Raw genomic sequence first — 26743 nt, 5'->3', positions numbered from 1 at the left:
TGGAGTTCTAAGAAGTCTATGCTCTAAGAGCATTGATAAACACCTTTTTAATGGAAGCTGGTTCGTCTACACATGAATAGATCCATAACGCTATAGCTTGGTTTGAACAATAGCCTTATTGGAAATTTAGCGTTCCATTTCATGTCCTGTGCACCTATTTTTATTTTTTAGACAAAATAAAAAACCGAATACAACACATATATAAATGTTATATCTTGTAACCACAATACATCAACTATGAAAAATTTACTCAGCATTTTTCTTGCACTTTCTGGAATTCTTGCCACAAGTCAAGGAACACAGCTTTTAAGACAACCTAGTATACATAAGGGTCAAGTTGTTTTTTCTTATGCAAATGATCTTTGGAAAGCCAGCACCTCTGGAGGGAGTGCCATAAGACTTACGAGCGATATAGGTTACGAAATGACCCCTCAGTTTTCACCAGATGGCAGCATGATCGCTTTTACCGCAGAGTATGATGGGAATATGGATGTTTATGTCATTCCATCTTCTGGCGGTGAACCAAAACGAATTACGTTTCATCCCAGTGGAGACTTTGTCCAAGGATGGACTCCTAACAACAAAATCATTTTTAGATCTGATCGGGAATCAAAACCTACTCAATCCAGTCATTTATTTACCATAGGTCTTGAGGAGCATTTTCCTGTAAAAATAGATATAGGTAGAGCTGCTTTTGGGAATATGTCTAGCGATGGGAAATACCTAGCCTATACTCCCATCACCTCATGGGATTCAGAATGGCGCAACTACCGCGGTGGGCAGGCGCTTCCTATTTGGATCGTAGATTTAAAGACTAAAGAATTGCAAACCACCCCTCAATTAGATCAGGAACGTCACCTGACCCCGGTATGGCATAAGGAGGTGATTTATTACATTTCTGAGCGGGATTATACCAGTAACATCTGGTCCTACAACCCCAAATCCAAAGAAGAAAAACAAATTACTTTTCACAAAAGGTTTGATGTAAAAAACTTAGACACCGACCAGAATCAGATCGTGTACGAACAAGCTGGTTATTTACATCTTTTGGATCCCAATTCAGGAAAGACCACTCCACTTGCCATTGATGTAAATGCCGATTACAACTATGCTAGAGAGCGATGGGAAGAAGTAAAAGCTTCAGACTTAAGCAATCCTAATATTTCGCCTAATGGAAAACGGGTTCTTTTTGAACACCGAGGAGAAATTTTTACAGTACCTAAAGAAAACGGTACCTGGCGTAATATCTCCAACTCTACTGCAGCTGCAGACCGCAGTCCCATCTGGTCGCCTAAAGGAGACCAAATAGCCTGGTTCTCTGATCAAAGTGGGGAATACCAATTGATGGTTACCGATCAATATGGTGCTAATAAAAAAACCATAGCCATAGCAAATCCTACGTTTTACTTTAAACCAGACTGGTCTCCAGACGGAAAGTATCTCACGTTTACAGATACTAACTTTAATGCCTATGTACTCGAGATTGCTACTGGAACCTATAACATCGTAGCAACAGATAATTTTGCACATCCCAACAGAACTTTAAACCCTGTATGGTCACCAGACAGTAAATGGATCGCTTACAGCAAACAGTTGAAAAGCCACTTCAAAGCCATTTTTGCTTACAACATAGACACCAAGGAAACCATTCAAATCACAGACCCACTGGCAGATTCTATCGACCCTGTTTGGGATGAGTCTGGCGACTATCTATACACATTGACAAGCACGGATTACGGTCTTAGTTCTGGATGGTTGGACATGAGTTCTATGGATAAATCATTGAACAGATCGCTATATGCAGTCGTACTGTCTAAAAATGCTAAAGCACCTCACCTACCAGAAACGGATGAAGAAAAATCAGATACAGCAACAGACAAGGAAAAGGACAAAAAGAAGGCTGCCGACAAAGAAGAAGATACCGCTGTAACAGTAAGGATCGATAAAGAAGGAATCTATCAACGTATCATCCCAATGGACCTCCCTGCTAGAAATTATGTCAGCATGACTAAAGGTCCTGCTGGAGTTGTTTTTATTGCAGAAAGCATTCCTAATGAAAGCGGGTTCAAAGTTCACAAATACGATGTAAAAGAACAGAAAGCAAAAGAATTTGCCACTGAAGTCAATGGCATGATTTCCTCCTATGATGGTAGCCATATTCTAATTTATAAATCAGGCAACTGGAGCTTGAACGATACCAAAGCAGATGCCGCTGGAAAAGAAACGCTTAAAACTTCCATTCAAATAAAGGTCAACCCGCAAGAGGAATATGCCCAAATCTTTAAAGAAGGATGGCGTTATATGAGAGACTTCCTGTATGTAGATAATACACATGGAGCTCCTTGGGATCAAGTTTATGATTGGTATGCACCCTGGATCAAAGACGTGCGTCATCGGGTAGATCTCAATTATGTGGTAGACATTATGAGTGGTGAAATCGCCATAGGCCATTCCTATGTTTCTGGTGGTGATCTACCAGATGCTAATTACGTTCCTGTAGGCTTATTAGGAGCAGATTTAGAACTGCACAAGGGAATGTATCGAATTAAGAAAATATATACAGGCGAGAACTGGAATCCAAATGTAACTGGCCCGCTTTCTATGCCTGGACTTGATGTTCAAGAAGGAGATTATATACACGCTATTAATGGTGCCGCTTTAAGCGAAAACCTAAATCCCTTCCAACTTCTAGAACAAACAGCAAACCGTACCATAAGTCTTAAAGTGAGTTCTACTGGTAAAGAGAAAGATGCCAAAAAGCTGATCATAAAACCTGTAAGAAGTGAACGTGGTTTAAGAACGGTAGAATGGATAGAAGCTAACAGACGCCAAGTAGATAAATTATCAAAGGGTCAACTGGCTTATGTCTATGTACCCAACACCGGTGATGGTGGCTTTACTTCCTTCAATAGGTATTATTTTTCTCAACAAGATAAAAAAGGAGTGGTAATAGATGAGCGTAATAATGGTGGTGGCTCTGCGGCAGACTACATGATTGATATTATGAATCGCGAGCCTATGGGGTATTTTAACAGCAAGGCAAATGATAACCAACCATGGACCACTCCTATGGCAGGAATATTTGGCCCTAAAGTGATGCTTATTAATGAAAGAGCTGGATCTGGTGGTGATTTACTTCCTTATATGTTCCAACAACAAAATATAGGACCTATAGTAGGTACTAGAACTTGGGGCGGATTAGTAGGAACTTGGGACACCCCAAGATTTATAGATGGTGGAAGAATGGTGGCACCACGCGGCGGCTTCTTTGATCTGGATGGAAATTGGGCTGTAGAAGGAGAAGGTGTGGCACCAGATATTGAGGTTATTCAAGACCCTAAAAGCATCTCTTCAGGAATAGATCCACAATTAGAAAAAGCAGTTCAAGTAGCATTAAGTCTATTACCTGCTCAAGAGTTTAAAGCAAAACCGGAACCTGCGGCACCGGTGCGCTGGAAAAAAGCAACAGGTTGGGATAAAAACTAAGAATCATTGCTGCTTGCTAATAAGTAAAGACTTGTGGTGTTAGAATAAAGACTAGAGCTTTTAACATCCAGAAACATGATAAGAACGGCTTGCGCTAGATGGCGCAAGCCGTTCTTTTATACAGCATAGGCGGCAAAACATAAAAAAACCTTCTATTAGGATTCTTCTCATGGGAGCAATCATAGCCTTCATTTGCCATTCTAAGGATAGGTTAGGAAGCTATGCACGCTTTCGCGAAAGCGGAATAAACATCAAGACCCCTCAAAAAAATAATTTTAAAAACTATTGCAGCTTATCCAAAAATAGTTTTACTTTGTATTTCAAAGTACTTTAATTATGACCACAGATAAATATCTAGAAGACATTAAAGAGATCAAGTCGCTTATGAATAAGTCGACCAGGTTTATATCACTATCAGGAATGAGCGGTGTCATGGCTGGGATTTATGCGCTAATAGGTAGTGTGATGGGATATTTTATCATTCAAAATGCCTATAGAAATGACTATACCGAGACATTGGATCGCCTGACGACTACTCCATGGGCTCAAAATCCGTCAATACAAATACTTGTGGTGGCTACAGTCGTATTATTTTTGGCAGTTTTTACCGCTTTTTTTCTAACCAAGGCAAAAGCAAAAAAGCACCAACAAAAAATCTGGACCAAACAATCTATTAGATTGGTTATTAATTTTATGGTACCATTAAACATAGGAGCTTTATTTACCTTGGCTTTATTACAATACCATTTGATAGGACTGGTCGCACCAGCCATGTTGGTTTTTTATGGACTGGCCTGTATGAACGCCGCTCAATACACCTTGGGAACTGTAAAATATCTAGGAATAAGCTGTGCGATTTTAGGCTTGATCAATACGCAGTATATAGGTTACGGACTGTATTTTTGGGCTGCTGGTTTTGGGCTGTGTCATATTATTTATGGAGCGGTGATGTATTATAAATACGACAGGTAGCGAGGAATCGCATTGCCAAAACACCCTCTGTCTCTATGCTGTAGGGACAGATAGCAACAAAGAAACAAAACGACGAACTACTCATGAGTTTAATCAACAAATTAAATAAAGCATTTGATCACCGCATACGGCTGGGCATTATGTCCGTGCTCGTAGTGAACGATCATGCCGACTTTAAAGAACTCAAAGAATTACTAGACGTAACCGATGGAAATCTAGCCAGTCATGCAAAAGCACTGGAAAAAGAAGACTATATCAGAGTAGAAAAAAGCTTTATAGGACGCAAACCCAATACCAAATACATCGCAACAGAGATCGGTAAACTCGAATTCAAAAAACACATAGACGCACTGGAGAAATTAATAAGCGGTAGCTAAGAAGCAACCTGAAGTTCAAGTATTTAAAATAACGAAACTTAAAAAGGAGCACTTTAAAAAAGTGCTCCCATCCAAAACTTATAAGGATGCAACAAACACCAAATGAAAAAATCACATGCTACATAACACCTATCCCATTATGAAAACCTTTTTTTTATCTTTTTACTTTGAAATACAAAGTACTTTAAGGTTGATACGAGAGCTATTTGTTTGTCACTCTTTTGAGATTGCAAGCAACCTGTATATGAAATTCAAAACAGGTCCTTCCTGGCAGGTACACACTAAGGAACTGCTGTCCTATCCAGAAGAAAGCTTGGGCTTTCACTTGGGTTGTTTTCTATTACAGCACCAACTAGAACCTCAGCCGCGTTGTGAAGATCACGACATCTTTCACGTGCTTACGGATTTCCAAATAGACACCGCCCAAGAAATAGCCATGCAATACTGGTTGTGGGGAAATGGCAAACGCAGTCCTTTTGTCTTACTCGCCATGCTGGTAGGTGCCGTATTATATATAGATCAGCACTTGGTATTTACTGATGCTTATTTAAATGGTAGCGCCTCTGAATCTATTCATCAATTAGATTTTAAACAATACCTCTCCTCTCCTATCTCTCTTTTTAAATCAACCCTTGTCACTATAAATTCATAACAAAATGAAAAAAACCATCCTCATCACCGCCGGCGGACTCGTATTTGCCACCTTATTCTACACTCAAAGTTTAGGAATTAATGCCTTGATTTACAGCATCTTTTTAATAGGCGCATTAGCTATTTCTCGCAAAAAAATGTTGTTAAAAAGCAGCATTATCCTCAGTGGTACAGCCATGCTTTCCAGTGCCTTAGCAATCAGCATCCACGGTTCTACATGGAGCATGACCGCCTATTTTTTAAGCACTTTACTATATATAGGTTACGTGGCTAGCTTTCAAAGCAGTATTTACGTGAGTTGGCTCAACGGATGTTACAATGCTGTTTTTGGAGTATTTCATTCCTTTTTTTATCAACTGGAGCCACCCAAAATAGGGGAACCTAAAAAAAAGATAGCTACAGGTCAAGTTCTAAAGTTGATCGGTATCCCCTTAGTTTTAGTAGTGGTATTTAGTGTTCTATACAGCAGCTCTAATCCTGTTTTCCATGAAGTCTTAACAGCTATAGACTTCTCGTTTATAGATGTATTTTGGATCTTTACCGCTGTTCTAGGAGCCTTTATTATAGCAAATATTCATGACCCGCAACCTATAAAAGAGCTCACTGCAAGGGATCAAAATTACCCTAATCAGTTGGTTCCCCAAACACTTAACGACGCAGCCTTAAAAAGTGTCGCTAATGAGTCGCAAATAGGTTTTATCTCTCTTCTGTGTTTGAATAGCTTACTCTGTATAGTCCTGATTACAGAAATCTTATTCTTAAGCGGTATCACCAATTTAGAAGCCAGCAGTTTATCTGATGCGGTGCATCAAGGAGTGAATGCCTCTATAGTAAGTATTGTTCTTGCTTTGGGAGTGATTGCTTTTATATTTCGCGGAGATGTCAATTTTTTAAAAAACAATCAGAAGTTGCGCACGCTCACCTATATATGGATAGGACTCAATGCCTTACTCGTTGTTAGTATCTGTATAAAAAACTATATCTATATACAGGATCATGGACTAACTCATAAACGCATAGGTGTGATGATCTATCTTTTTCTCACCCTTATCGGACTCTGTACCACCTATCTTAAAGTCACTCACCGACTCAATTTTGTGTATTTATTAAGACGCAATATGGCGATAGGCTACGCTAGCATTGTTATTTACGCGCTGATCAATTGGTCGGCAATCATTACCGATCACAATATCAAAGCAAATAAAATAGACCAGCCTTACCTAGAACGCCTCCTTCCTCAAAATGCATTAGTTCTAAAAGAGCAGGACTTATATGAGCTTTACAGTCAGCAAAAAAGTGGGGAAAAGTACCTAAGCGACCGGTATAATGAAGCTGCTTATACCAACCGCAACTGGCAAGAATTTAATTGGATCGCTCATCAACTACAACTGGATCATGAAGATAGTTCTCAATAGGCTACAAAAGCAAAATAGCATCTCCGTAAAGATAGCAGGTTTATCCTTTGCTGTTGGGACATTAGATTTTTTACTTTATCTAGTCACCGGTGAGGAGTACTTTATAGGTTTAGGCATTGGGATTTTGGTCCTTGCATTTTTTATAAATGTAGTCCTATTCCTGATAGTGATGGCCAACTTTTTATTAGGTGATGTCCCGTTTAAGGAAGCCCTATTCACTACCTATGTACTCTTACTGAATATCCCTATAGCTATGTTTTATTGCTATGTTGCTCTTCAATTTTTATAAACCATATCTTATGAAATTAATTGTTATTCAAAGATTTTCTGAATTTAAGCAAGTTACTGCGCTCACTTTGTTGAGTATCGTACTCCTGGGATTTCGAATGAAAATTACGCATCATTATTCCATGCTCTTTTTAGTTTGGAACTTGTTTCTGGCTTTTATTCCATATGTGATGTTGGTACGATTGCGCTTTCGCGAAAGCGTCACCAACACCAACCTCATCGCCACATTCCTGATCTGGCTGGCCTTCCTACCTAACGCACCTTATATACTGACCGATTTGATTCACATCAGGCATGCTGCAAGTAACTGGCTGGTTTATGAATCCTTGCTCATCCTCAGTTTTAGCGCTACAGGACTATTTCTAGGTTTTCTAAGCTTGAGAGACATGAGTGTTCTTTTAAGTGAAAAAGGATGGTTACCTCATAAGAAATGGGTACGTATTTTTGAATACAGCATTTTGTTTCTTTGCGGTTATGGGGTTTACCTGGGTCGTGTGCTGCGATGGAATACTTGGGATATGATACAACACCCACAACAACTGTTTTTAGACATGGCAGACCTATTTATACATGCTTTTTCACATGCAGAGGCTTGGTTGATGATAGGTAGTATGAGTCTATTTCTTATAGTGACCTACACACTTTTTAAAAATTACAATGAGCGCATTTTCCATAAATAGAAAGCAAAGAAGCCTATACCTCTTAACTGCCCTATTCCTGTTTGTTCTTGAAGTGCTTATAGAGCGCTATGTTCACGATGCCTTTGTACGCCCTTATTTAGGAGACTTTTTAGTGGTCATACTCGTATATGCCGTATTGATGTCTATAAGTTATTTAAAAGTGGTTGCGGCAGCTGTGGGTGCGTTGGTTTTTGCTTACGCCATAGAGACCGCTCAGTATGTACAATTGATAAGCCTATTAAGTCTGGATCAATATAAATGGGCAAGAGTGGTTATGGGCACCAGCTTTTCTTGGTGGGATATGTTGATGTACACCCTGGGAATTTTATGTGTTTTGGTGGTGGAACACCTCTTAGCTCTCAAGAAATAAGGAATAGGATCAAATCAGATGTGTTCAAATACAAAAGCGAGTTATTGAAAAATAACTCGCTTTTATTAGTTAAGGAATCAGTTGGATTATCGCTTTAAAGCAAAGTGGCCTTTAAAACTACGCCCGTCAGCTAATTCTACTAAGTACCAGTAATCACTGGATGGCATAGGAGCTCCGTTATAAGTTCCATCCCATCCTTGACCCGTAGCGCTTACTTGTTTCAATAATTTACCGTGACGGTCATAAATATAAATACTCGCATCAGGAATGGTTTCTATTGCAATGACTTGCCACGTATCGTGATACCCATCTTGATTAGGAGTAAAATAAGGAGGTCCACCTATGATGACAACATCCATAGATACAGTTCCACAACCGTTTTTATCTCGTACATAAATCGTATAGAATCCTGGATACAGATTATTAAATCGCTGACTGTCTTGATACACAAAGTCATCTAATGAGAATTCGTAATCACCACTTCCAGTGACAATTGCTGTCAGTGTGTTGGTGTTTACTTCAAACTGTCCTACATCGATGCGTTCAATTATGGCTACATCAGAGGCTACAACAGTTACTGTTGCCATACTATCACAACCATCGCTGTTGGTTACCGTTACCGTATAATCGCCACCAGAGGCAACATCAATAGTCTGTGTCGTTTCTCCAGTAGACCACAGGTAGCTAGAGAATCCTGGACCTGCGTCAATAGTTTCAGCAACGCCTGCACAAATAGTATAAGGTCCTTGGTCAGCAATAAGAGGTCGTGCAAATACTTCTATTCTAAAAGTAGATAGGTCATAACAATCTTGATTAGCAGCATTCTCTATTCTTGCGTAGATCGTTTGTGATCTAGAAGTATTGGTATAAGGAAAACTCAAGGCATTGATATCATTGTTAGCATCTGTTAGACTGCTGTGATAAGTCACATTGAAGTCTGTAGTGTTTTGACCGTTATAGATCGCAGCATCTTGTGTGCTGAAATCAAATTCTTCAAAACCATCGTTGCTGATGTCATCACAACCTACCACGTCAGTTCCAGTTCCTGCCGTAGGCTGTTCACTTACGGTTAAGGTAAAACTGGTCGTATCAAAACAAACCGGATTTGAGATCGCTTCTATTCTTACAAAGATAGTTTCTGGAGTCGTCGTGTTACTAGCATAAGAAGTAGCTAACGCACCAGTATTCATGTCGGCATCATTTTGTGATGGGTGAAAGCTGATATTGAAATCACTGGAGTTTTGTCCATTTAATACTTGGCTATTGGCCATGCTTAAATCAAATACCTCAGAACCGTCATTTCCAGGATCATCACAAGTAATCATATCCACAACTGGATTTGCCGTTGGAGTAGGACTGATCACAAATCTAAAAGTAGAGGTCGTGTAACAGCTATCATTATCAGCGTTATCGATTCTGGCAAATAAACTAGGTGTGGTACTGCTCACTGCATAAGGGCTGGACAATGGATTTGCATTAGCATCAGCATCTGCTTGAGAGGCGTGATAGGTCACATTAAAACTAGGATTGGTCTGTCCATTGAGGATGGCGCTATCAAACTGAGATAAGTTCACGTCTTCTGTTCCATCGTTAGACGGATCATCACACACAATAATATCTACTGGAGTTCCTGCAAGTGGTAATGGATCTACAAACAGATCGAATACAGCAGTGTCGTAACAGCTGGTATTGGCATTGGTTTGTATTCTTACAAAAACTGTTGTAGAACCGCTATTGTAACTAGTAGGCAATGGCGTTGCTCCACCTACAGATCCTAAATCAGCATCTGCTTGAGAGGTAAAGTATTCTATGCTAAAGTTAGCTGCGTTTTGAGTTCCTAAAACTTGACTATCTTGAGTACTCAGGTCAAAATCTTCTAGCCCGTCGTTACTGGCATCATCACAAATACGGTATTCGGCAACGTTATTAGCTATTGCTTGCTCGTTGAGAATGATATTGATAGGTGTGGTATCAAAACAAGTTGGATTAGCTGTATTATCTATTCTTGCAACAATGGTTGTTGTACCGGTGGTAATGGTAAATGGACTCATAAGTCCGGGAGCGTCAGCATCAGCATCTGCTTGATTTAGATGATAGGACACTACAAAAGCAGGAGTCGTTTGTCCATTTAAAATACTAGCATCAAATTGGGACAGCGCAATATCTTCGGTCCCGTCATTACTAACATCATCACAAATAATTACATCTGCAGGGGCTGTTGCTAGTGGGATATCATCTACAATAATATCAAATGAGGTGGTATCAAAACAGTCGGTATTAGTATTGTTTTCTATACGCACATATATGATTTGACCACCACTACTATACAGGTTGCTCACAGGAGTCGCCCCGCCTACAGATCCTAAATCGGCATCTGCTTGAGCGCTAAAGTATTCTATATTGAAATCTGCTGGATTTTGAGTGAGCAGAATTTCTGGATTTCTAGAAACCAGATCAAAGACTTCAGAATTGTCGTTAGATGCATCATCACATAACCTGTAGGTGGCTACTGGATTAGCTACTGGTTGTATGCTTACACATAATTCAAAATTTGTAGTATCATAACAGGTCGTATTGATTACAGATTCCAAACGCGCATAAATACGTGTACAAATAGCTGTATTTGTAAAGTTAGCTGGCAGCGGATTCATTTGAGTGTCAGCATCTGCTTGTGACGTGTGATAAGACACCGCATATAATGCTGGGTCCTGAGTTCCTAAAACACTTGCATCTAGTTGAGATAGGTCATAAATAATGAACCCATCGTTAGAGGCATCATCACAAACTGCTAGATCTGCTATGGTGTTTGCCATAGGTTGGGTACCTACGCTTATTGTAAAATCATCTTGTATGATATTCCCACAACCATTAATAATATCTACCGAATAAGTAGTGGTTGAGGTAGGTGTAAAAGTAGGGTTGGCAATAGTAGGATCACTCACTCCAGTTGCAGGTGTCCATAAGTAGCTAGCACCCCCATTAATGGTCACGTCAACATTAGAAACTGTATCTCCAACGCAAATAGCGGTATCATTAAGGCTGCCTATATCATTTGCAAAAGATATGTAATCAAAGCACACCCGCTGTAAATTTGCAGCACCACCTGTGGAACCAGTAAAACCAAAATAAGTAAAGACACTACCCCCAAAAACCTGACTAATTAAGTCCCCTGTGTAAGAAAGTCGTAAGCTACAATCAAAGTAAACGCTCATGGTTTGTGCGGTAGCATTCCATTCTATACGCACATCATGTTCTTGTCCATCTTCTACATTATTGGAAGTGGTAGACGCTACAATAGGTCCTGCTAGATTTTGAGCGAGATTGTGATTGTTTTGTCCAGCTGAAACCATGGCAATATGATCAAAAGTAGGGTCTCCTAATTGTCCATTTTGCCAGGTGTCAAATTCTACTGCAAAAGAATTGGGAATGCCTTCATACCCCATTCCACCACCTAAAGCACCAATTATAGGAGTTGGGTTGTTTTTCAATACAAAGGTGAGTCCATCAGCTCCATTTACGTCATTTGTACCGAGATAAATTCTAAATTCTATAATGAAATCACCTAGCATATTGATCCTGTCTGGAGACCAGATGGCACCAGATTGACCGTTTAAATTAGGTGTGATTTGATAACAGTCATTTCCTTGAGCTGCAGCATTACCTATTAAACTAGGATTAAATTGGGCAGCAACAGGCAAAGCAAACAACAACAAAAAAAGAGTTGCAACAAGCAGTGCATTTATTTTACCGTTTGTTCTCTTCATAGGAGTATTTTAATTTTGTAATAGTTGTTATCATTTAAAAGGAAGTTTGCTCACCGTACACATAATCATGAAGGTAGGTAAATCGTTCTGTTAGCTTTCCATCGCTAGTGGTCATTTGAGCGCGTTCTAAAACTCCATTTTTATCTCCATTAAAGAAAGCAGGGATCACGTGTTTTTCAAACATTTCGCCAAATCCTTCACTAGCATCCTTGGGCAATTCACAGGGCAAATTATCTACCGCCATCACCGTAATGGATCCAGGGGTTTTGAAAGGGACCTCTTTTTCGCCTTGAGCGTCATAACCATAAACAGGATCTGCTATAGTACTAGGTCTTATGGTGGAAGCAATAGGACCATCAATATCACAACTCACGTCTGCGACTAGGCTTATTTTAAAGTCAGATTGCTTGGCATCTTCTCGAGTAAAAAGATAAGGAGCTTCATTGCCATAAAAATGACCTGTAATTAACATGTCCGTTATTTTGGCGTATTTTGAAAAGTCACTCACTAGCAATTCTGGATTGTTGTAGCACTCTGTTTTAGTAGGTCGGTAACCATCCTTGCGAGTGTAATAATGATGTACATCCAGCACGGTAAAGGTGGTCTGTTTATTTTGAAAATGACCTAACTGCAGGTATTCCTTAGGTTTCAGTTCTTTTATTTCGAGCTTTTCCAGCACTTCTCTTATACCGCCAGCAACTTTACCATTACCGGTCATTACAATATGAATAGCTGGTAATTTTGATCTTATGAGTTTCAACGCTGCTTTTAGAGCCGCGTAATCGGGCAGGTCTTCTACTTTAGGTAACTCAAACAAACCGTCTCGCATACCAAGTGCTCGAAAACCGTTATAAGCTCCTACTATACCGGCATATCTTCCAAAACCTATCAATCGGCTACCGCTCTTTTTTACGATGGTTTCGTGATCGTAAAGCTCAATTTTTTTATCTAAAACTGCTTTGAGCAATTGGCTGTTATAGGGTTGCTTTTTAATGGTATGGGAAAAGAAAAAGTATTTTTTATTGGGAATCAAAGCTTCTACGGGCACTTCTTTTACCCCTATCATCACATCAGCATCGCTCACGTCATCCTTTACCTCTATTGCGTGAGATTGGTACTGGCTGTCTGGAAATATTCTGATGGGTGAGGATTCCACTATGAATTCCGCTTTCGCGAAAGCGAGACCTAAACGGCTCAACTGCTCTGGAGTAAACACCACTCTTCTATCTGGCGGATTCTTCCTTTCTTTGATAATGGCAAATTTCATAGCTACTATTTAAAGCAGCAATATAAGGAAATAGAGCTGGAGAATAAACCTTTAGTTAATCAATAGTTAAACGATTATTTAATAATAGTAATACTATTACATTTGATTATAAACAATTCATATGCGCACTTATGTCAAAGAGTATGGTCAAATAGCCATAGGAATTCTATTAGCCAGTGTAGGTTTAAAAGCCTTCTTATTGCCTAATAATTTTCTAGATGGCGGTGTGACAGGGATTGCGATTTTATTGAGTCAGCAAACCGGCTGGAACATTTCTATCTTACTGATTCTCATCAGCATTCCATTTATACTAGTAGGAGCTTTTACTGTTTCCAAAAGAATAGTGATCAAGTCAATGATTGCGATTGCTTTGCTCGCACTCTCTATAAATCTAGAAACCTTCAGCACGATTACAGAGGATAAGTTGCTGATCGCCATTTTTGGTGGGGTGTTTTTAGGGGCTGGAATAGGAATCAGTATACGCAACGGCGCTGTATTAGACGGCTCTGAATTGTTAGGCTTATTTATTTTTAATAAATACGGTATTAGTATTGGCAAAACCATACTGATTTTTAACGTCGTGCTATTTGCTATTACGGCTTATGTCATGTCTATGGAAGTAGCGATGTATTCTATTCTTGCTTATATAGTTACTGCCAAAGTGATTGATTTATTTATTCAGGGACTGGAAAATTTTATAGGTCTTACTATAGTCTCTCATAAATCTGAAGTTATTGAAGAAGGTATTGCACAACAATTAGGAGTGGGAATGACTATTTACAAAGGCGCAAGTGGTTATGGAAGTAGTGGCAAGAGTGAAAAAGTACGTATTATTCAAACGGTGGTCAATCGCATCGATATCAATAAGACATTAAAACTGGTGGAGGAATTGGATCCAAAAGCTTTTATTATTGAATTTGACGTCCATAAAGTGCGTGGAGGCGTTTTAAAAAGATACCTTACTAAAGGCAGCACCGCATCTTTACCTAAGGCTAATGTTGCAAAAGCCAGTTCGGTATAAGCATCAAGGGAGCTAAGAACCACCCTACTAAGCAGAGCAATCTGTTTCACTGACCTACTGATGCTTTTAAGGACTACTGGCCATTTTTCAACTCCAAAAAAGACACCGGACGGCGCAGTAGCTTTTAGGATCGCTATAAAAAGCTGATGGACTTTATGGTTCCTCAGGGACTAGGTTGGGATGGCACTTTCAATGGGATTGCGGCACCCTCTTCTGATTATTGGTTGATGGTGGAGCAACCTAGTGGCACATTCTATAAGGGGCCGATTACTTTAAAGAGATAAATTTCTTTTGGCATATTTTTTACGGTAATTTCTATGGCAGATGGTTATATTTGTCATCCATTTTTCAATGATTGTGAATTGGAATTTGGATTTTTTTTGATTTTATCAAAAAAACAACTGGGGTCGACTGGTTTTGACAGCGAGATCGAGTTAATTGTAAGCATGTAGAGCGCTGGGAAACAGCTCTTAAATCTCATTTTTCAACTTTTTTAAACGGCGAGAATAACTACGCCCTAGCTGCATAATCCGAATCACAGTAGGATAGTGCCTCGGTCTACTAGGTAGACAAGCAGGAAATCTCTCAGAAGCCTTGATTTACGGCGGCTGATTTTGAGATTTCGTAAAAGTAAATCTATTCTCAACAGGGCTTTGATGTTGAGGAGAAACTCAATTGGAGACAAGCGTTGCTTTGGTAGTTTCTGACCGGTGTAACGACTGAAATCAAATGGAAACTAAACATGTAGAAGGCCGTTAAACCGCTCGTTTGGACGAGAGTTCGATTCTCTCCGACTCCACTTTTAAACACCTCAACTTATTGTTATTCAATTTGTTGGGGTTTTTTTAAGTCAACATTTAGTCAACTATCGGAAAATCTTGATGTTTTTAATTAAATTTTACTTTTATGAAAGCCATTATAATCTTGTATTGATTTATTGATTCCTTAAATAGTAATATTCCTATTCACTAAGCAACTTGCGTTAAAAAATAGTAAACCCACTATTTTATTTTCGGTATTGTTATATTCTACCTCCACAAAGAACTCATCTATTCGGTAGAAGCTAAATATTCAACGCATCTTAAATAAGAGTTTATCCTAGTATTATTTCTGTATAAAAGTTATTTTGAGCTGATATAACCATTTATATGCCATAATGAACACCCCCATAAAGAATCAAATCTTAAGTCATAAATCATGGAAGGATTTAGAACCTAAAGTCAACGAAAATTTAGAAACTTACGACAGTTACTATGAAAGAATTGAAAAATTAAATTATTCTCATATTCCAAAAGAAGTAATTCATCAATGGATATTCCCTCTTTATAATGATCAAAACTCAATTAAAAACTATTCTTGGATTGACCTATCAAAAGTTAAATTCGATTTGATTGAAGTAAAAACCTCATTTTTCAACGATTTAAGTATTATAGATGATAACAAAAAAATGGTCAATGAATATCCGATAAATAAATTTGCACTTTGGCACAGAAAATTTTGGGAAGACAATGGAACATGGGAAATACCACCAATAATAATTGATGTAGCTTCATTCATCAATGAAAAACCAGATAATTCTGAAATGAATGGTAAATATCAATTAATTGAAGGTCATAATAGATTAGGCACTTTGAAATTATTACTAAAGGATGGTCGAATTAAAATTGTTGAAAAACATTCTGTTTGGGTTATGCTTATTGAAGATTGATCATTTAAAAAACGGCACATAACACCATATATAATTCATTGCTAGTGCAAGCTTACTTACGAAAATCCTCGCTGATTTTCTATTTGGTTTGTATTTGCTAAATTAGTTGCTGAAACATGCTACGAAATCATACACAAAACCGTTAGGTGTAATTAAAAAAACAATGGTTGTATTTATAGATACTAATATACTTTATAACAATTGGCATTTTGAAAACGCTAATTTTAAGTACTTGATAAATTTTCTTGAAAACACAAATTCTGAATTGATTGTATCCGATTTAGTATGCGATGAAATTGAAAATAAGTTCAATAAAGAATTAGAAACTTTAAAGAAGTCATTTAAAGACAGTATCAAACGTTCAAAATCATTATTGAAAATTGAACCTTCATTCGATTTTAAAAAATTGGATTACAAATATTCTATTAGAGATATAATATCTGAAAAAACACAAAATGTAAAATTCATTCCTTACAACTCTATAGAAAATACCAAAATTGTCGAAAGAGCCATAAAAAAAGTAAAACCTTTTCAGGATCAAGACAAAGGATATAGAGACACTCTGATATGGCTTTCTTTCTTGGAATATTTAAAAAATAATTGTCCTTACGAAGATGTTTTGTTCATCAATAATAACTCGAAAGATTTTTTTGACGGTAAAAATCAAAACTTACATCAAGACTTACTTGAAGATGTGTCAAAATTTGGATTAAAAAATAATTTTAGAATTTATAATTCAATTAGAGACTTCATTGACAAAGAGGTTGATATGAAACAAAACAAATATTCCTCTCACCAAATTATGGAGGAGTTTATTTACCCCAATGAAAAACTAATAGAACAGGAATTAGAATATCACATCAATTCACAAACATCGAATTGGTTTCAACAATTATTGAAAAATAGTGTTGGAGAATTGACTAATATCAATTATCTAATTGACTTTGAGATAGTAATTATTGAAGGGATTGAAGACCCTGATTTAATGAAATGGTCAATTATAAATGATAATGATTTTTTTGCGGAACTATATTTCAATTTGCGAAAAGTCGATTTAAGATTAACTATTCCAACAATTGTTTACAAAAACAATAAGAATTTATTCGACACAAAATTTTATGATATTGAAAGTAATGATGAAAACACATTTTTAAATACAATTAGACGAATTCATTTTAATATATCGTTTAATTTTATTGTTGATGATGAAAATATTACCGACATAGTTATAAATTCATTAGAGACGAAATAACTACACCTAACAACATGTATAATTAATGAACGAGATAACTGACAAAGAAGATATTTGGATTTTTGACCAAAAAATCAATGAGGTTTGTGGAACAGAAATCGTTCGACACACGTGCCAGTTCTTTAAAAAAGGGAAAAAAGGATTAGAACCTTTTGGTTCTGGCGTTTTTGTTAAATCAAAGAAAAAGCATTTTATCCTTACTGCATCTCACGTAGCTGAATATCTTGAAAAAGATGGAGAAAATCTATTTATAAAAGTTGACCATAAAAAATTTATCAATGTAATTGGTCAAATTTGGATGACTGAAATCGAAAAAAGTAAGGGAATAGATGTTGCGATTATACGAATCGACGAAGAAATGTTACCTGCACTATCAAAACCATATTTTTTCCTCCCAATTTCAAAATTTAGAAAGCACGATAAAATGCTTGACGCTCCACATTATGCGGTTGTCGGATTTCCTGCTGTTAACGTGAAAAGAGAAAACGGACTTTTAGAAACTGGAGCTACGATTTACCTTACTTCACCAAGTAAAGAAAAAGTCTATAAATATTATGACTTTGACCCAAAGCACTTCTACATATTAAAAATGGAGGGAAAAGGTAAAGATTTGGATTCTGGAGACAAATCTAAAATTAATGATAAATTTCACGGAATTAGTGGTTGCGGACTATGGTTAATGTTTACATATATGGAAAATGGAAAACACAAAGTTGAATATCGCCTAATCGGAATTATGACGGAATTCAAGAAAGGAAAGTACTTTTGTTTGATTGGGAACAAAATTCAAATTGTAGTTGACGCATTAATAAAATTGGAAGAGTTAAAAATTAGAACTGTAAAAGGATAAAAACTGTACACAACACCGTATATAATTTATTGCTAGTGCTCGCCTTTTCAAAAAAATCTTACCAGATTTTCTATTCGGTTTATATTTACTAAATTAGGTGTTTAAGACAAGCAAGAAACTGCATACAAACACGTTGTATGTAAGGTTAACAATAGGTTTAATGATGATAATTGCAATTTGTAGTTTTTTAATTTTATTTTTTATTAACTTAGAAAAGTAAATGAATAATCTAAATAATATATAAATGAAAAGTATTTTAGTTATCGGATTAATGTTCACAGTATTGATTTCCAATGCACAAACAGATTTAAAATTAAGTAAGTATAGAAAACAACTAGAAGTAACAGTTAATGAATTATCTGGTGATATAGATTACGTAATACCCAAAGGTTATAATAAACAAGTTCAATTTAGGAAAACTACTTCTGGCACTTATTATATGTGCATTGAGCAAAGCAGTTCAAGTATTTTTACAGGAACTGGAGTCACGTTATACTTTGAAGATGGGAGTAAAATAGAGAAGCCTAAACAAAAAGTTGACTATCGTTTAAATACAAGATCAAATACCTTTGATCATAATGCCTGGTTAAGATTAACTGATGAAGAATGGGAGCAAGTTAAGACAAGTAATTTAAAAGGAATAAAGATGTATGTGTTTGATATAATAATTAAAAAACCTGAAAAAATTAGAGCACACGCAAATATAATTAGAGAGAATTAAAAATCTCAATACTCTTCTATATTCTCTACAGAAAGAATCATATCAAACCACTTTTTTTTTAAGTTTAAATGAATTGTATAAACGCCATGGGAAAAACGGCGTTTATACCTTTGTTATAGTGCATTTGAAAATAATCTGAACTTTAAAAATTAATGGGAACATATTGCAAATTAAAAGTTAATGGTTATGACATTTTTGAGATTAAAAATGATTATCAAAGTGAAGTCATAAACTTAATATTTGATGAGTCAGATTTTTTAGTAAAGCAATTTGATGGAGATGATTATATATCAAAAAAGTTCATCTCAACAGCTGGAATATGTAAAAAGAAATTAGAGATTTATGGTAATAATTTATCAAAAACAAAGAATGATTTTAATATCGCTCTGAAAAAATATAAAGACGAATACGAAGTGATTTTTAATAATGAAAGCGAAATTTCTTTTAAGAATTACCAAAAAATAATAGAAACTTCCATCAATAAAGGAATTAAAAATTACGGAGATTGTGATGATTACTTTTCATTAAATTTTCAAGAATTCATTACCTCAAATAACTTCGGAATACCAAACCAAAAACTAGAATGTCTGCTATGGTCTATTTTTGATTCAATAGATGAGGATATAGAAATAGTCTACGATTTAACCTTTATTATAGAAGCTGGATGGATAACGAATAATCCTGAAAAAGAACTTGATTTTCAAAAAATCATAATTTTAACCGAAGGTAAAACCGATACTGAATTCATAAAAAAAGGCATTAATTTATTTTATCCTTTTTTAAATTTACGGTATCATTTTATGGATTTTGAAAATTCAAATTATGAATCTAACGCTTCACGGTTGGTTCAAACTGTAAAAGCTTTTGTTGGGTCAGGAGTAAAAAACAAAATAATTGCTCTTTTTGATAATGATACTGCGGGAATAAAAGAAATTAATAATCTAAAAAGAACAAAGCTTCCAGAAAACATAAAAATTTTTACATACCCTCATAATAGTTTAGCTGTTAATTACCCAACACAAGGTCCTAATGGGTTAAGTCTAATGAATATTAACGGTTTAGGATGTAGCATTGAAATGTATTTAGGAGAGAAGTCTCTAGCATCGGAAACAAGTTTTTATCCTGTACAATGGAAAGGTTACGATGACAAACTTGGACAATACCAAGGAGAAGTAAAAGATAAAAAAACGATACAAAAAAACTTTAGAGACCTTTACAAAAACAAAATTATCACGAATGATAACGCTGCATTAGAATTACCAGAGTTAAAAAATATAATAGATTTAATATTAAACTCTTGGAATAAATAAGGCAGTATGACAAACAAAATAATTATAGTATATTCAGGAAATTATGAGTCAAAAATTAAAATCAAGAAGTAACTTATTTGAAAAGTTTTCGAAACAATTACACTTACTCAAAGATGAAGGAATTATTGATATTGAACTAAAATATCCCGAAACTTATATCTGCCCTTTATGTTTAGAACAATTCCAAAAGTCAGATTTAATCGCGAATAAATCAAAGAACTATTTAACGGAAGAAGATGCGCCGCCTGCGAAATTAAAAGGCTCTAGAATAGCACTAACTTGCTTTGAGTGTAACTCTAAAGCTGGACATCAAATTGACCATCATTTAATTCATAGAATAAGAGAAATAGATGACTCAAAATTTCACAAAGATTCAGTTCAAAGAGTTAGAGTAGAATTTGAAGATACTTTTGTGAATTCTGAGATTACGTCAAAAGGAAATGGCCTTTTAAATGTACTTCACAAAATGGATAATAATAATCCGAGTACACTCGATAGGTTTATTTATAATTTAAAAAATAAATCCGTTGGAGAAATCCTTAATATGGTACCGAATAAAAAAAGGATAGATGATAGTAAAGTTGATAAAGCTTTACTTAAAACCAACTACATTATAGCGTTTTCAAAATTTGGATATATCTTTTTACTAGATTCTTATTACGACACTATAAGAAGGGAAATTAAAGAACCTGATTCACCTACAGAAGGTCATTTAATGATTAGCAATCAATTTAAGTCAAATCATATTGGAACTTACTATGTATGCAATCCCAATTCAAAATCCACATTTAATGTTTTTTCGTTAAAAACAGATTATTCGGAAACACTAATAGGAGCTTTACTTCCTTTCCCGAATATGGAACCAAAAGAACTTCATCACAATCTAACTTCAATTGGAACAAAATTCGGGAAAGGTAAAGTTGGAGTAACTTTAGACACAAGAAAGTACGACCCAAATGCTGATTTATTCAATGATATTTCGGAAATTAATATAATAATTAACTGGAGTAAAAACGAACCACAACAACGTGTATAAAACATAGCTATTATAGCATTCCGAGAGGTTTTTATATATTTACAAAGTACGCTAAATTTTTAATTTGGTTATATTTAGAAAATAAAATAAAATAATTAAAAATTCGGCTAGTTATAAATCCGAAAAGTTAGCGTTTATTTATGCACTACGTTTCATACACAAGACCGTTGTGCTTAATTGTATGAAAAACAGCTTGCGACACTAAAAATAATGTAAAAAAATATTTTGATTCAAAACTGTAACTTTCTTAATGGCCTTATCTTACACTCAACCCACTATTGAAGAAGCCTTAAATAAACCTCTGGCTTCGCCAAATAAAGGCTATCCATATTCTGATCTTGACGACCGAAGGTTTGAAGAACTTCACTACTCAATTGGAAAACTAAGAATTGAAAAAGGTGACTGGAAAGGGCAGTTTGACGAAATTAATCTTCTACAAGGAGTTGGGGAACGTGGGCGAGATTGTAGCTTGCATTTGGATGGCAAATCAATTGGACTAATTCAGTGCAAGCATAGTATTGCTGGCGGTAAGAGAATTACGAGGCCAGATTGTGCAAGGGAGATCATCAAGTTTGTGCTGCATTACCTTTTGGATAATAGGTTGATTCACGACCCTAAGAATTTTACGTATTGGTTTGCCGTCTCCTACGGTTTCAATGAAAAGGCTAAAGATTTACTGGACGACTTCAAAAAAGAGATACTAAAACAGACAGAACTAAAAGATTGGACAGAAGCTGTAATAAATACCAATGAAGAACTTAAACACTTTAAATACACAGACATTGAATCCGACCTTAAAACAATACTCGGTTCAATTACTGTAAAGAAAATAATACCACAAGACTTAGACACGCTGCTAAATACTGACGGTTTTCAGTCTATCATCAAAACCTTTTTTGAGGTTAGAATGGTGATTGAATCGGAGCCAGTTGAAAAGCTGACGGAAGAGCTGAAAAAGCAGAGCGAATACCAAACCACTTCTAATATTCCAGTCGATGTTATTCTGCAAAAATTTGATCATGCCTCCCACCACCTAACGGATTACAACAGCACTTTTGAAGGGGTAGATAATTCGCACATAGAAAGAAAGGAAACGAATGATTTGCTACAATGGATCAAATCACCATTGGGAAAAAATGAGCAACCTGTAGTCTTGCTGGTTGGCGATGCCGGTATTGGAAAAACTGTTATTCTGAAAGATGCCTTTCTAAAACTCAAAGAAACTAACGTACCTGCAATTGCCTTAAAAGCTGATAGGCTTTATGCTGAAAGTATCACAGACCTACAAAACAAAATTGATCTAGAAGACTCGTTCGAAAAAGTAGTTCGAACTCTAAGCGAGGCTAGTGAGTGGGTAGTTGTGCTTATTGACCAGATAGATGCGCTTTCCCAGTCTTTATCAGCCAAACGAGAATACCTCGATACTTATAACCTTCTTGTTAGGAAGCTTATTGCTATTGATCGGGTTAGAGTGGTTATTTCTGTTAGGGGATACGATCTCGATTATGACAATGAATTGAAGTTCTACAAAAATCAAAAAAGCTTCAAAGTTGGTTTCCTAGATGCAATTCAGGTTACACAGGTGCTTACCAAGCTTGGAATAAGAGAGAACGAAGTACCTAGGCAATTACTTAACCTTCTGCAAACGCCACATCATCTAAATGTGTTTTGCAAGGTGTACGATACCCAAACCAACCTTCGGTCAATAAACACACTGCACGACCTGTATGAAAATCTCTGGATTCAGAAAATAGTTAAGATTCCAAACACATCGTCAGCGAATACCGATAAATGCCAAAATCTAGTTTTTACCATCGCGGAACAGATGCATGGGGAACAGAGAATTAGCACCCCCTCAAAGCCATTTTTCGGATCGTTTAAGGACGAGATTGACTATTTGAAAAGCTGTGGAATCTTAACCGAAGCGGACAAGGAAGTACAATTTTTTCATCAAACATTTTTTGACTTTGCCTTTGCGAAGCAATTCGTTCAGAACGGAAAACCAGTAACAAACTACATACTTGAAAACCATCAAGGTCTTTTCATTCGATCTAGCTTGAAAATGATTATTGGCTTTCTGCGCGAACAAGATCATACTGCATACATAAAAGCCCTCGAAACCATTCTACTTTCCTCTAATTACCGATTTCATATCAAACTAATGCTTTTGAATCTGCTTGGTTTTGAAGAAGGCCCAACAACACAGGAAAAGCAGCTCGTAAAATCCCGCATTCTGCCAAGTAATGAGCTGAAAATGTCTTTTTTAGAATCGGTTACTGGCAATGGTTGGTTTTCATTTCTTCTTGAAGAAGGAGAACTGAATAAGCTGATCACCCAAAGGATTGGCTGGCTCAACAAGCTTGCTGAACGGGATTGGGGAAAAGCGAATAAGGCTGTGGACAATATCAAAACCCTTCTACACTATAAAAGCACCTCCGATAGATGGGATATTCAAATTAACCTGCTGTGGCAGATTTTGATCAAACAACTACCCAATAGCAGACAAACCGTTTGCGATTTTCTTTTGAATTGTTCTGAATTTGAAGGGAGATCAAAGTTCATTTTCAGGGTGCTCTACCATGTTAAAGAATGGGATATTCCAGCAGCTTTCCAGCTCTTCGAAAAACATGAAGCCGAAGCAGGAACTGATCGTTTTGGTTACTATAAGACACTCGAAGATGCGTTGAACTTCAATATTGATTGGGTCATACAGAACTACAAAACCCATTGCCTTAATAAAATTGAAGCCATCAAGGGCCATAATGACAAGCCCCATTTTGAACATCAGGACGAAGAGCTATTTAAAAAGATGTTCGAGGTTGATACCATTAAAGCGCTCGACTTCGCATTCGATATTATCAAGCGGATTTCTGCAAAAACAAGTGGCGAGGATAAATCTAAATTATACATCGACTTAGGTTTTCGGCTATTCGACTATGAGCGTCATGGCCGTTCCCACGGGCACGAGGCAATATATCATCTGCTCGTAGATAAAGTGCAAGAGCAAGCAGAGCAAACTACTCCGTGGTTTGACCAGTTCTTGGCAAATCATCACAACAGTAATTCCATTACCATCTTAAGGTTGTTGTTCTTCGGATTGTTGGCAAACCCAGCCCATTATGCAACCGAGATATTTCAGCTAATGGAGCTATTTCATCAAAAAGATGGACTGGAGGGTGATGACAAGATTCAATTCCAGTTCCGGCAGCTGTTAACGGCAGTCTATCCGCACTTCAATCAAGCGCAAAAAGAAACGATAGACAAGATCGTTCTTTCAATTCAGTTGAAGTACGAAGTCAGAATATACACTGATGACAACGACAAGAAGCAGCATACTTTATTGCGATACGGCCACCACCAATTTCTCTATTTAAATGCCATACCGCTAAATGAAGTGATGGCAATGGCACAGCTAAAAAAACGCTTCCAAGAATTGCAACGAAAGTTTAAGACTGTTAAGGATGAAGAACCCCGAAAGTTTGGTTTGATAGGTGTAGGCCCACCCATGAACAGCTCGGCCTACGATAAAATGACATTCGATCAATGGGAGCAAACATTTGAAAAATATGATGCAGAATACAAAGCCGAGTTCGCATCGTCCAGAGGGTCGATTTTAGAGCACTCCCGCGCATTTCAGGCAGAAACAAAAAACAAGGCATCACATTTCTTTCCATTCATCGAAAAACTGATTGACGAGAACAAAGTGCCCTACCAATACATAGTCGCTGGTCTTACAGGCTTAAAAGAGGCGAAATACAACCCATCCGAAGTTCAGCGCATCTACAAAAAAGCGCTCTCCATTCCATTTGATAGGGAATACACGCTTTACTTCGTTTGGGTGTCCTCATACTTCATAGAGACCAAGATTCTGGATCAGGATGTATTAGAATACCTGATCGAAATTGCCAAACATCACCCAGACCCTGAGGGCAACACCATTCGCAATGATGCGCTGAATGATGGTGCAAATAATGTGCGCGGATCAGCAGCGGGAAGAATCAGTGAGGTCTATTTCAATCCTGCTTTTGAAAACCTTGTTTTCGAAGCACTTCAGAAGATAGCAGAAGACCCGAATCTTAGTGTTCGGGTTGCAATAATGCCACGCCTTGCGATGCTGATGCGCCTTAATGAGCAAAAAACACTGAAAATCTTTCTAAAGCTGGTAAGCTCCAACGAACCAGAAATCATGAAACATTCCATCTGGTCGGTGCAATACTTACTCAACAACAACTTCGATAAGCTCAATGACTACTTCCAACGAGCGATAAAAATGGAATCCATACACGGTACAATTGCCGTTGTTTTGGGTGGAGCGTGGCTAAAAGAAAAAAAAGGAAGCTATCAGCTTTTAAACTCACTGCTTAAAATCAGTGATGAAGCAAAAGCAAAGCTAGTAGATATGGCCGTGAAAAATATCGGGGATAAAAAAGAAAGTGTTCGGGCAAAATGCCGCCAAATCTTTCTAAGATTCCTTCACTCTACCGATGAAAAAGTAATACAAGAGTATTCGTCTGCATTCTTCGACCTTACCCCCGAAATGTTCCTTGAAGTTTATCCATTGCTTCAAAGATACGCCCAATCAAATGTGGCCAGAAAAGAGCCACGGTACTATTTCGAATACCTGCTTAAATGTGCCAAAAAGTATCCTGTTGAATGTCTTGAACTTCTACAACATGTGAACACCTACGACAAACCGGATATTTCCCAGGCAGGCTACTATGATGTCGAACCTGTCAAAGTCCTTATCGGGATATACAACTCACTATCCAGTTTGGCAACAAAAAATCCTAAGCACCTTAAAAAAACCATAGCTCTGTTCGATAAAATGCTCAAAACTAAAAAATTCAGAGGTGCAGCAAACAAAGTGATAGACCAAGTTGAAATATAAGGATTCCAACAAGCTCCTTTGTATATTGAAAGAATAAAAAACTAAGCACAATATAACCTATACTTCATACCCTTCGGGATACGCAGCATAGCCTGAACGCTGTGTGCCACTTAAGAAAAACTGTACGATGAATTGAAAAACATAAAATTTTTAATCACCAAATATTACTCTTCCGGACTGATTTTTCTTTTCGCTTTTTATGCCATTATTGGAGAAATTCCAAGTTGGTACACAATCGAAAGAGATTGGATTGAATGGATTACAACAATAATATCGATACCATTAGTCGGAATATTAGCTTTTAAATATTTAAACAAATATGTTGGAAAAGAAAAAGAAAAATATTTCGGAATATCATTTTTTACTCTTTTTGCTTCGTGGATTTTAATATTATACTTTAAAGCATTAGTAATCGGAATAATAAATTCATTCGAATTTGAGCGAATAGGAATTTTGGAATCGCTTGCTGGATATTTGATTTATCAACTTTGGATTTACGGAATGTTTGGAATAATTCACGGAATAGTTGGCGGATATTTTTTATCGAAAGAATTGAAAAAAAATGAAGAAAAAACGGTGCAAAACACCGTATAAAATTAATGGCTAGTCCTCGCCTACTTAAGAAAATCCTCGCGGATTTTCTATCTGGTGTTTATTTGCTAAATTAGGTGCTTAAACACGCCACTA

Annotated in this window: 19 protein-coding genes, 1 other RNA gene and 1 pseudogene; 19 read left to right on the top strand and 2 right to left on the bottom strand. The window is 36.7% G+C overall.

Annotated elements, in window-relative coordinates; all coding sequences use genetic code 11:
• The first annotated feature begins 237 nt into the window (after window positions 1-237).
• The 8 genes from CW736_RS07900 to CW736_RS07865 all read left to right on the top strand — a co-directional run bounded on the left by CW736_RS07900 (window position 238) and on the right by CW736_RS07865 (window position 8239).
• On the top strand, window positions 238-3486 hold the full coding sequence (locus tag CW736_RS07900; protein WP_101013445.1) for a S41 family peptidase: 3249 nt from the start codon (window positions 238-240) through the stop codon (window positions 3484-3486).
• A 336-nt stretch (window positions 3487-3822) separates the two neighbouring features.
• Window positions 3823-4458 (top strand): hypothetical protein, encoded by a 636-nt coding sequence (locus CW736_RS07895; RefSeq protein WP_101013444.1) that lies wholly within the window; start codon window positions 3823-3825, stop codon window positions 4456-4458.
• 83 nt (window positions 4459-4541) lie between these two features.
• Entirely contained in the window at window positions 4542-4835 is a 294-nt protein-coding gene (locus tag CW736_RS07890; RefSeq protein ID WP_101013443.1) for a winged helix-turn-helix domain-containing protein, read from the top strand.
• A 244-nt stretch (window positions 4836-5079) separates the two neighbouring features.
• Window positions 5080-5487 carry a hypothetical protein gene (locus tag CW736_RS07885; RefSeq protein ID WP_232735315.1) on the top strand — a complete coding sequence of 136 codons (408 nt, stop codon included), beginning with the start codon at window positions 5080-5082 and terminating at the stop codon, window positions 5485-5487.
• Between the two features lie 4 nt (window positions 5488-5491).
• Window positions 5492-6901 (top strand): DUF4173 domain-containing protein, encoded by a 1410-nt coding sequence (locus CW736_RS07880; RefSeq protein ID WP_101013441.1) that lies wholly within the window; start codon window positions 5492-5494, stop codon window positions 6899-6901.
• Entirely contained in the window at window positions 6882-7190 is a 309-nt protein-coding gene (locus tag CW736_RS07875) for a hypothetical protein (RefSeq protein WP_101013440.1), read from the top strand. The genes CW736_RS07880 and CW736_RS07875 overlap by 20 nt, the downstream gene beginning before the upstream one ends.
• A 10-nt stretch (window positions 7191-7200) precedes the next feature.
• A complete protein-coding gene (locus tag CW736_RS07870) occupies window positions 7201-7869 on the top strand; it encodes a DUF1361 domain-containing protein (RefSeq protein WP_232735314.1) in 669 nt (222 codons plus the stop codon).
• Window positions 7847-8239, top strand: a complete 393-nt coding sequence (locus CW736_RS07865; RefSeq protein ID WP_101013439.1) for a DUF2809 domain-containing protein — start codon at window positions 7847-7849, stop codon at window positions 8237-8239. Before CW736_RS07870 ends, CW736_RS07865 begins: the two co-directional genes overlap by 23 nt.
• A gap of 86 nt (window positions 8240-8325) precedes the next feature.
• Here the strand turns inward: CW736_RS07865 and CW736_RS07860 are convergent, their stop codons facing one another.
• Entirely contained in the window at window positions 8326-12003 is a 3678-nt protein-coding gene (locus CW736_RS07860; protein ID WP_101013438.1) for a lectin-like domain-containing protein, read from the bottom strand.
• A 34-nt stretch (window positions 12004-12037) separates the two neighbouring features.
• Window positions 12038-13270 (bottom strand): NAD(P)-dependent oxidoreductase, encoded by a 1233-nt coding sequence (locus CW736_RS07855; RefSeq protein WP_101013437.1) that lies wholly within the window; start codon window positions 13268-13270, stop codon window positions 12038-12040.
• A 121-nt stretch (window positions 13271-13391) separates the two neighbouring features.
• Here CW736_RS07855 and CW736_RS07850 point away from each other — a divergent pair, with 121 nt between their 5' ends.
• From CW736_RS07850 to CW736_RS07800, 11 genes and pseudogenes are all read left to right on the top strand, one after another.
• On the top strand, window positions 13392-14291 hold the full coding sequence (locus tag CW736_RS07850; RefSeq protein WP_101013436.1) for a YitT family protein: 900 nt from the start codon (window positions 13392-13394) through the stop codon (window positions 14289-14291).
• A gap of 140 nt (window positions 14292-14431) precedes the next feature.
• A pseudogene (locus CW736_RS14365) lies at window positions 14432-14575 on the top strand (T9SS type B sorting domain-containing protein); the annotation flags it as partial.
• A gap of 119 nt (window positions 14576-14694) precedes the next feature.
• Window positions 14695-15093: a transfer-messenger RNA gene (gene ssrA / locus CW736_RS07840) on the top strand.
• Between the two features lie 354 nt (window positions 15094-15447).
• On the top strand, window positions 15448-15999 hold the full coding sequence (locus tag CW736_RS07835) for a hypothetical protein (RefSeq protein WP_101013434.1): 552 nt from the start codon (window positions 15448-15450) through the stop codon (window positions 15997-15999).
• A gap of 163 nt (window positions 16000-16162) precedes the next feature.
• Window positions 16163-17251 (top strand): PIN domain-containing protein, encoded by a 1089-nt coding sequence (locus tag CW736_RS07830; protein WP_157810908.1) that lies wholly within the window; start codon window positions 16163-16165, stop codon window positions 17249-17251.
• 25 nt (window positions 17252-17276) lie between these two features.
• Window positions 17277-18101 (top strand): hypothetical protein, encoded by an 825-nt coding sequence (locus tag CW736_RS07825; RefSeq protein ID WP_101013432.1) that lies wholly within the window; start codon window positions 17277-17279, stop codon window positions 18099-18101.
• Between the two features lie 244 nt (window positions 18102-18345).
• Window positions 18346-18822, top strand: a complete 477-nt coding sequence (locus CW736_RS07820; protein WP_101013431.1) for a hypothetical protein — start codon at window positions 18346-18348, stop codon at window positions 18820-18822.
• Between the two features lie 152 nt (window positions 18823-18974).
• On the top strand, window positions 18975-20132 hold the full coding sequence (locus tag CW736_RS07815; RefSeq protein ID WP_101013430.1) for a HEPN/Toprim-associated domain-containing protein: 1158 nt from the start codon (window positions 18975-18977) through the stop codon (window positions 20130-20132).
• A 43-nt stretch (window positions 20133-20175) separates the two neighbouring features.
• Window positions 20176-21168 carry a hypothetical protein gene (locus CW736_RS07810; RefSeq protein ID WP_101013429.1) on the top strand — a complete coding sequence of 331 codons (993 nt, stop codon included), beginning with the start codon at window positions 20176-20178 and terminating at the stop codon, window positions 21166-21168.
• Window positions 21169-21418: 250 nt separating this feature from the next.
• Window positions 21419-26056 (top strand): NACHT domain-containing protein, encoded by a 4638-nt coding sequence (locus CW736_RS07805; RefSeq protein ID WP_101013428.1) that lies wholly within the window; start codon window positions 21419-21421, stop codon window positions 26054-26056.
• Window positions 26057-26188: 132 nt separating this feature from the next.
• On the top strand, window positions 26189-26650 hold the full coding sequence (locus CW736_RS07800) for a hypothetical protein (protein WP_101013427.1): 462 nt from the start codon (window positions 26189-26191) through the stop codon (window positions 26648-26650).
• Window positions 26651-26743 lie beyond the last annotated feature (93 nt).

The organism is Nonlabens sp. MB-3u-79 (assembly GCF_002831625.1).
Classification (GTDB): domain Bacteria; phylum Bacteroidota; class Bacteroidia; order Flavobacteriales; family Flavobacteriaceae; genus Nonlabens.
The sequence above is the reverse complement of the archived record's forward strand: the minus strand, read 5'-3'. Positions and strand labels throughout refer to the sequence as shown.

Coding starts and splice junctions, on each gene's coding strand:
- CW736_RS07900 (WP_101013445.1), top strand. CDS start 238: ATGAAAAATTTACTCAGCATTTTTCTTGCACTTTCTGGAATTCTTGCC.
- CW736_RS07895 (WP_101013444.1), top strand. CDS start 3,823: ATGACCACAGATAAATATCTAGAAGACATTAAAGAGATCAAGTCGCTT.
- CW736_RS07890 (WP_101013443.1), top strand. CDS start 4,542: ATGAGTTTAATCAACAAATTAAATAAAGCATTTGATCACCGCATACGG.
- CW736_RS07885 (WP_232735315.1), top strand. CDS start 5,080: ATGAAATTCAAAACAGGTCCTTCCTGGCAGGTACACACTAAGGAACTG.
- CW736_RS07880 (WP_101013441.1), top strand. CDS start 5,492: ATGAAAAAAACCATCCTCATCACCGCCGGCGGACTCGTATTTGCCACC.
- CW736_RS07875 (WP_101013440.1), top strand. CDS start 6,882: ATGAAGATAGTTCTCAATAGGCTACAAAAGCAAAATAGCATCTCCGTA.
- CW736_RS07870 (WP_232735314.1), top strand. CDS start 7,201: ATGAAATTAATTGTTATTCAAAGATTTTCTGAATTTAAGCAAGTTACT.
- CW736_RS07865 (WP_101013439.1), top strand. CDS start 7,847: ATGAGCGCATTTTCCATAAATAGAAAGCAAAGAAGCCTATACCTCTTA.
- CW736_RS07860 (WP_101013438.1), bottom strand. CDS start 12,003: ATGAAGAGAACAAACGGTAAAATAAATGCACTGCTTGTTGCAACTCTT.
- CW736_RS07855 (WP_101013437.1), bottom strand. CDS start 13,270: ATGAAATTTGCCATTATCAAAGAAAGGAAGAATCCGCCAGATAGAAGA.
- CW736_RS07850 (WP_101013436.1), top strand. CDS start 13,392: ATGCGCACTTATGTCAAAGAGTATGGTCAAATAGCCATAGGAATTCTA.
- CW736_RS07835 (WP_101013434.1), top strand. CDS start 15,448: ATGAACACCCCCATAAAGAATCAAATCTTAAGTCATAAATCATGGAAG.
- CW736_RS07830 (WP_157810908.1), top strand. CDS start 16,163: ATGGTTGTATTTATAGATACTAATATACTTTATAACAATTGGCATTTT.
- CW736_RS07825 (WP_101013432.1), top strand. CDS start 17,277: ATGAACGAGATAACTGACAAAGAAGATATTTGGATTTTTGACCAAAAA.
- CW736_RS07820 (WP_101013431.1), top strand. CDS start 18,346: ATGAAAAGTATTTTAGTTATCGGATTAATGTTCACAGTATTGATTTCC.
- CW736_RS07815 (WP_101013430.1), top strand. CDS start 18,975: ATGGGAACATATTGCAAATTAAAAGTTAATGGTTATGACATTTTTGAG.
- CW736_RS07810 (WP_101013429.1), top strand. CDS start 20,176: ATGAGTCAAAAATTAAAATCAAGAAGTAACTTATTTGAAAAGTTTTCG.
- CW736_RS07805 (WP_101013428.1), top strand. CDS start 21,419: ATGGCCTTATCTTACACTCAACCCACTATTGAAGAAGCCTTAAATAAA.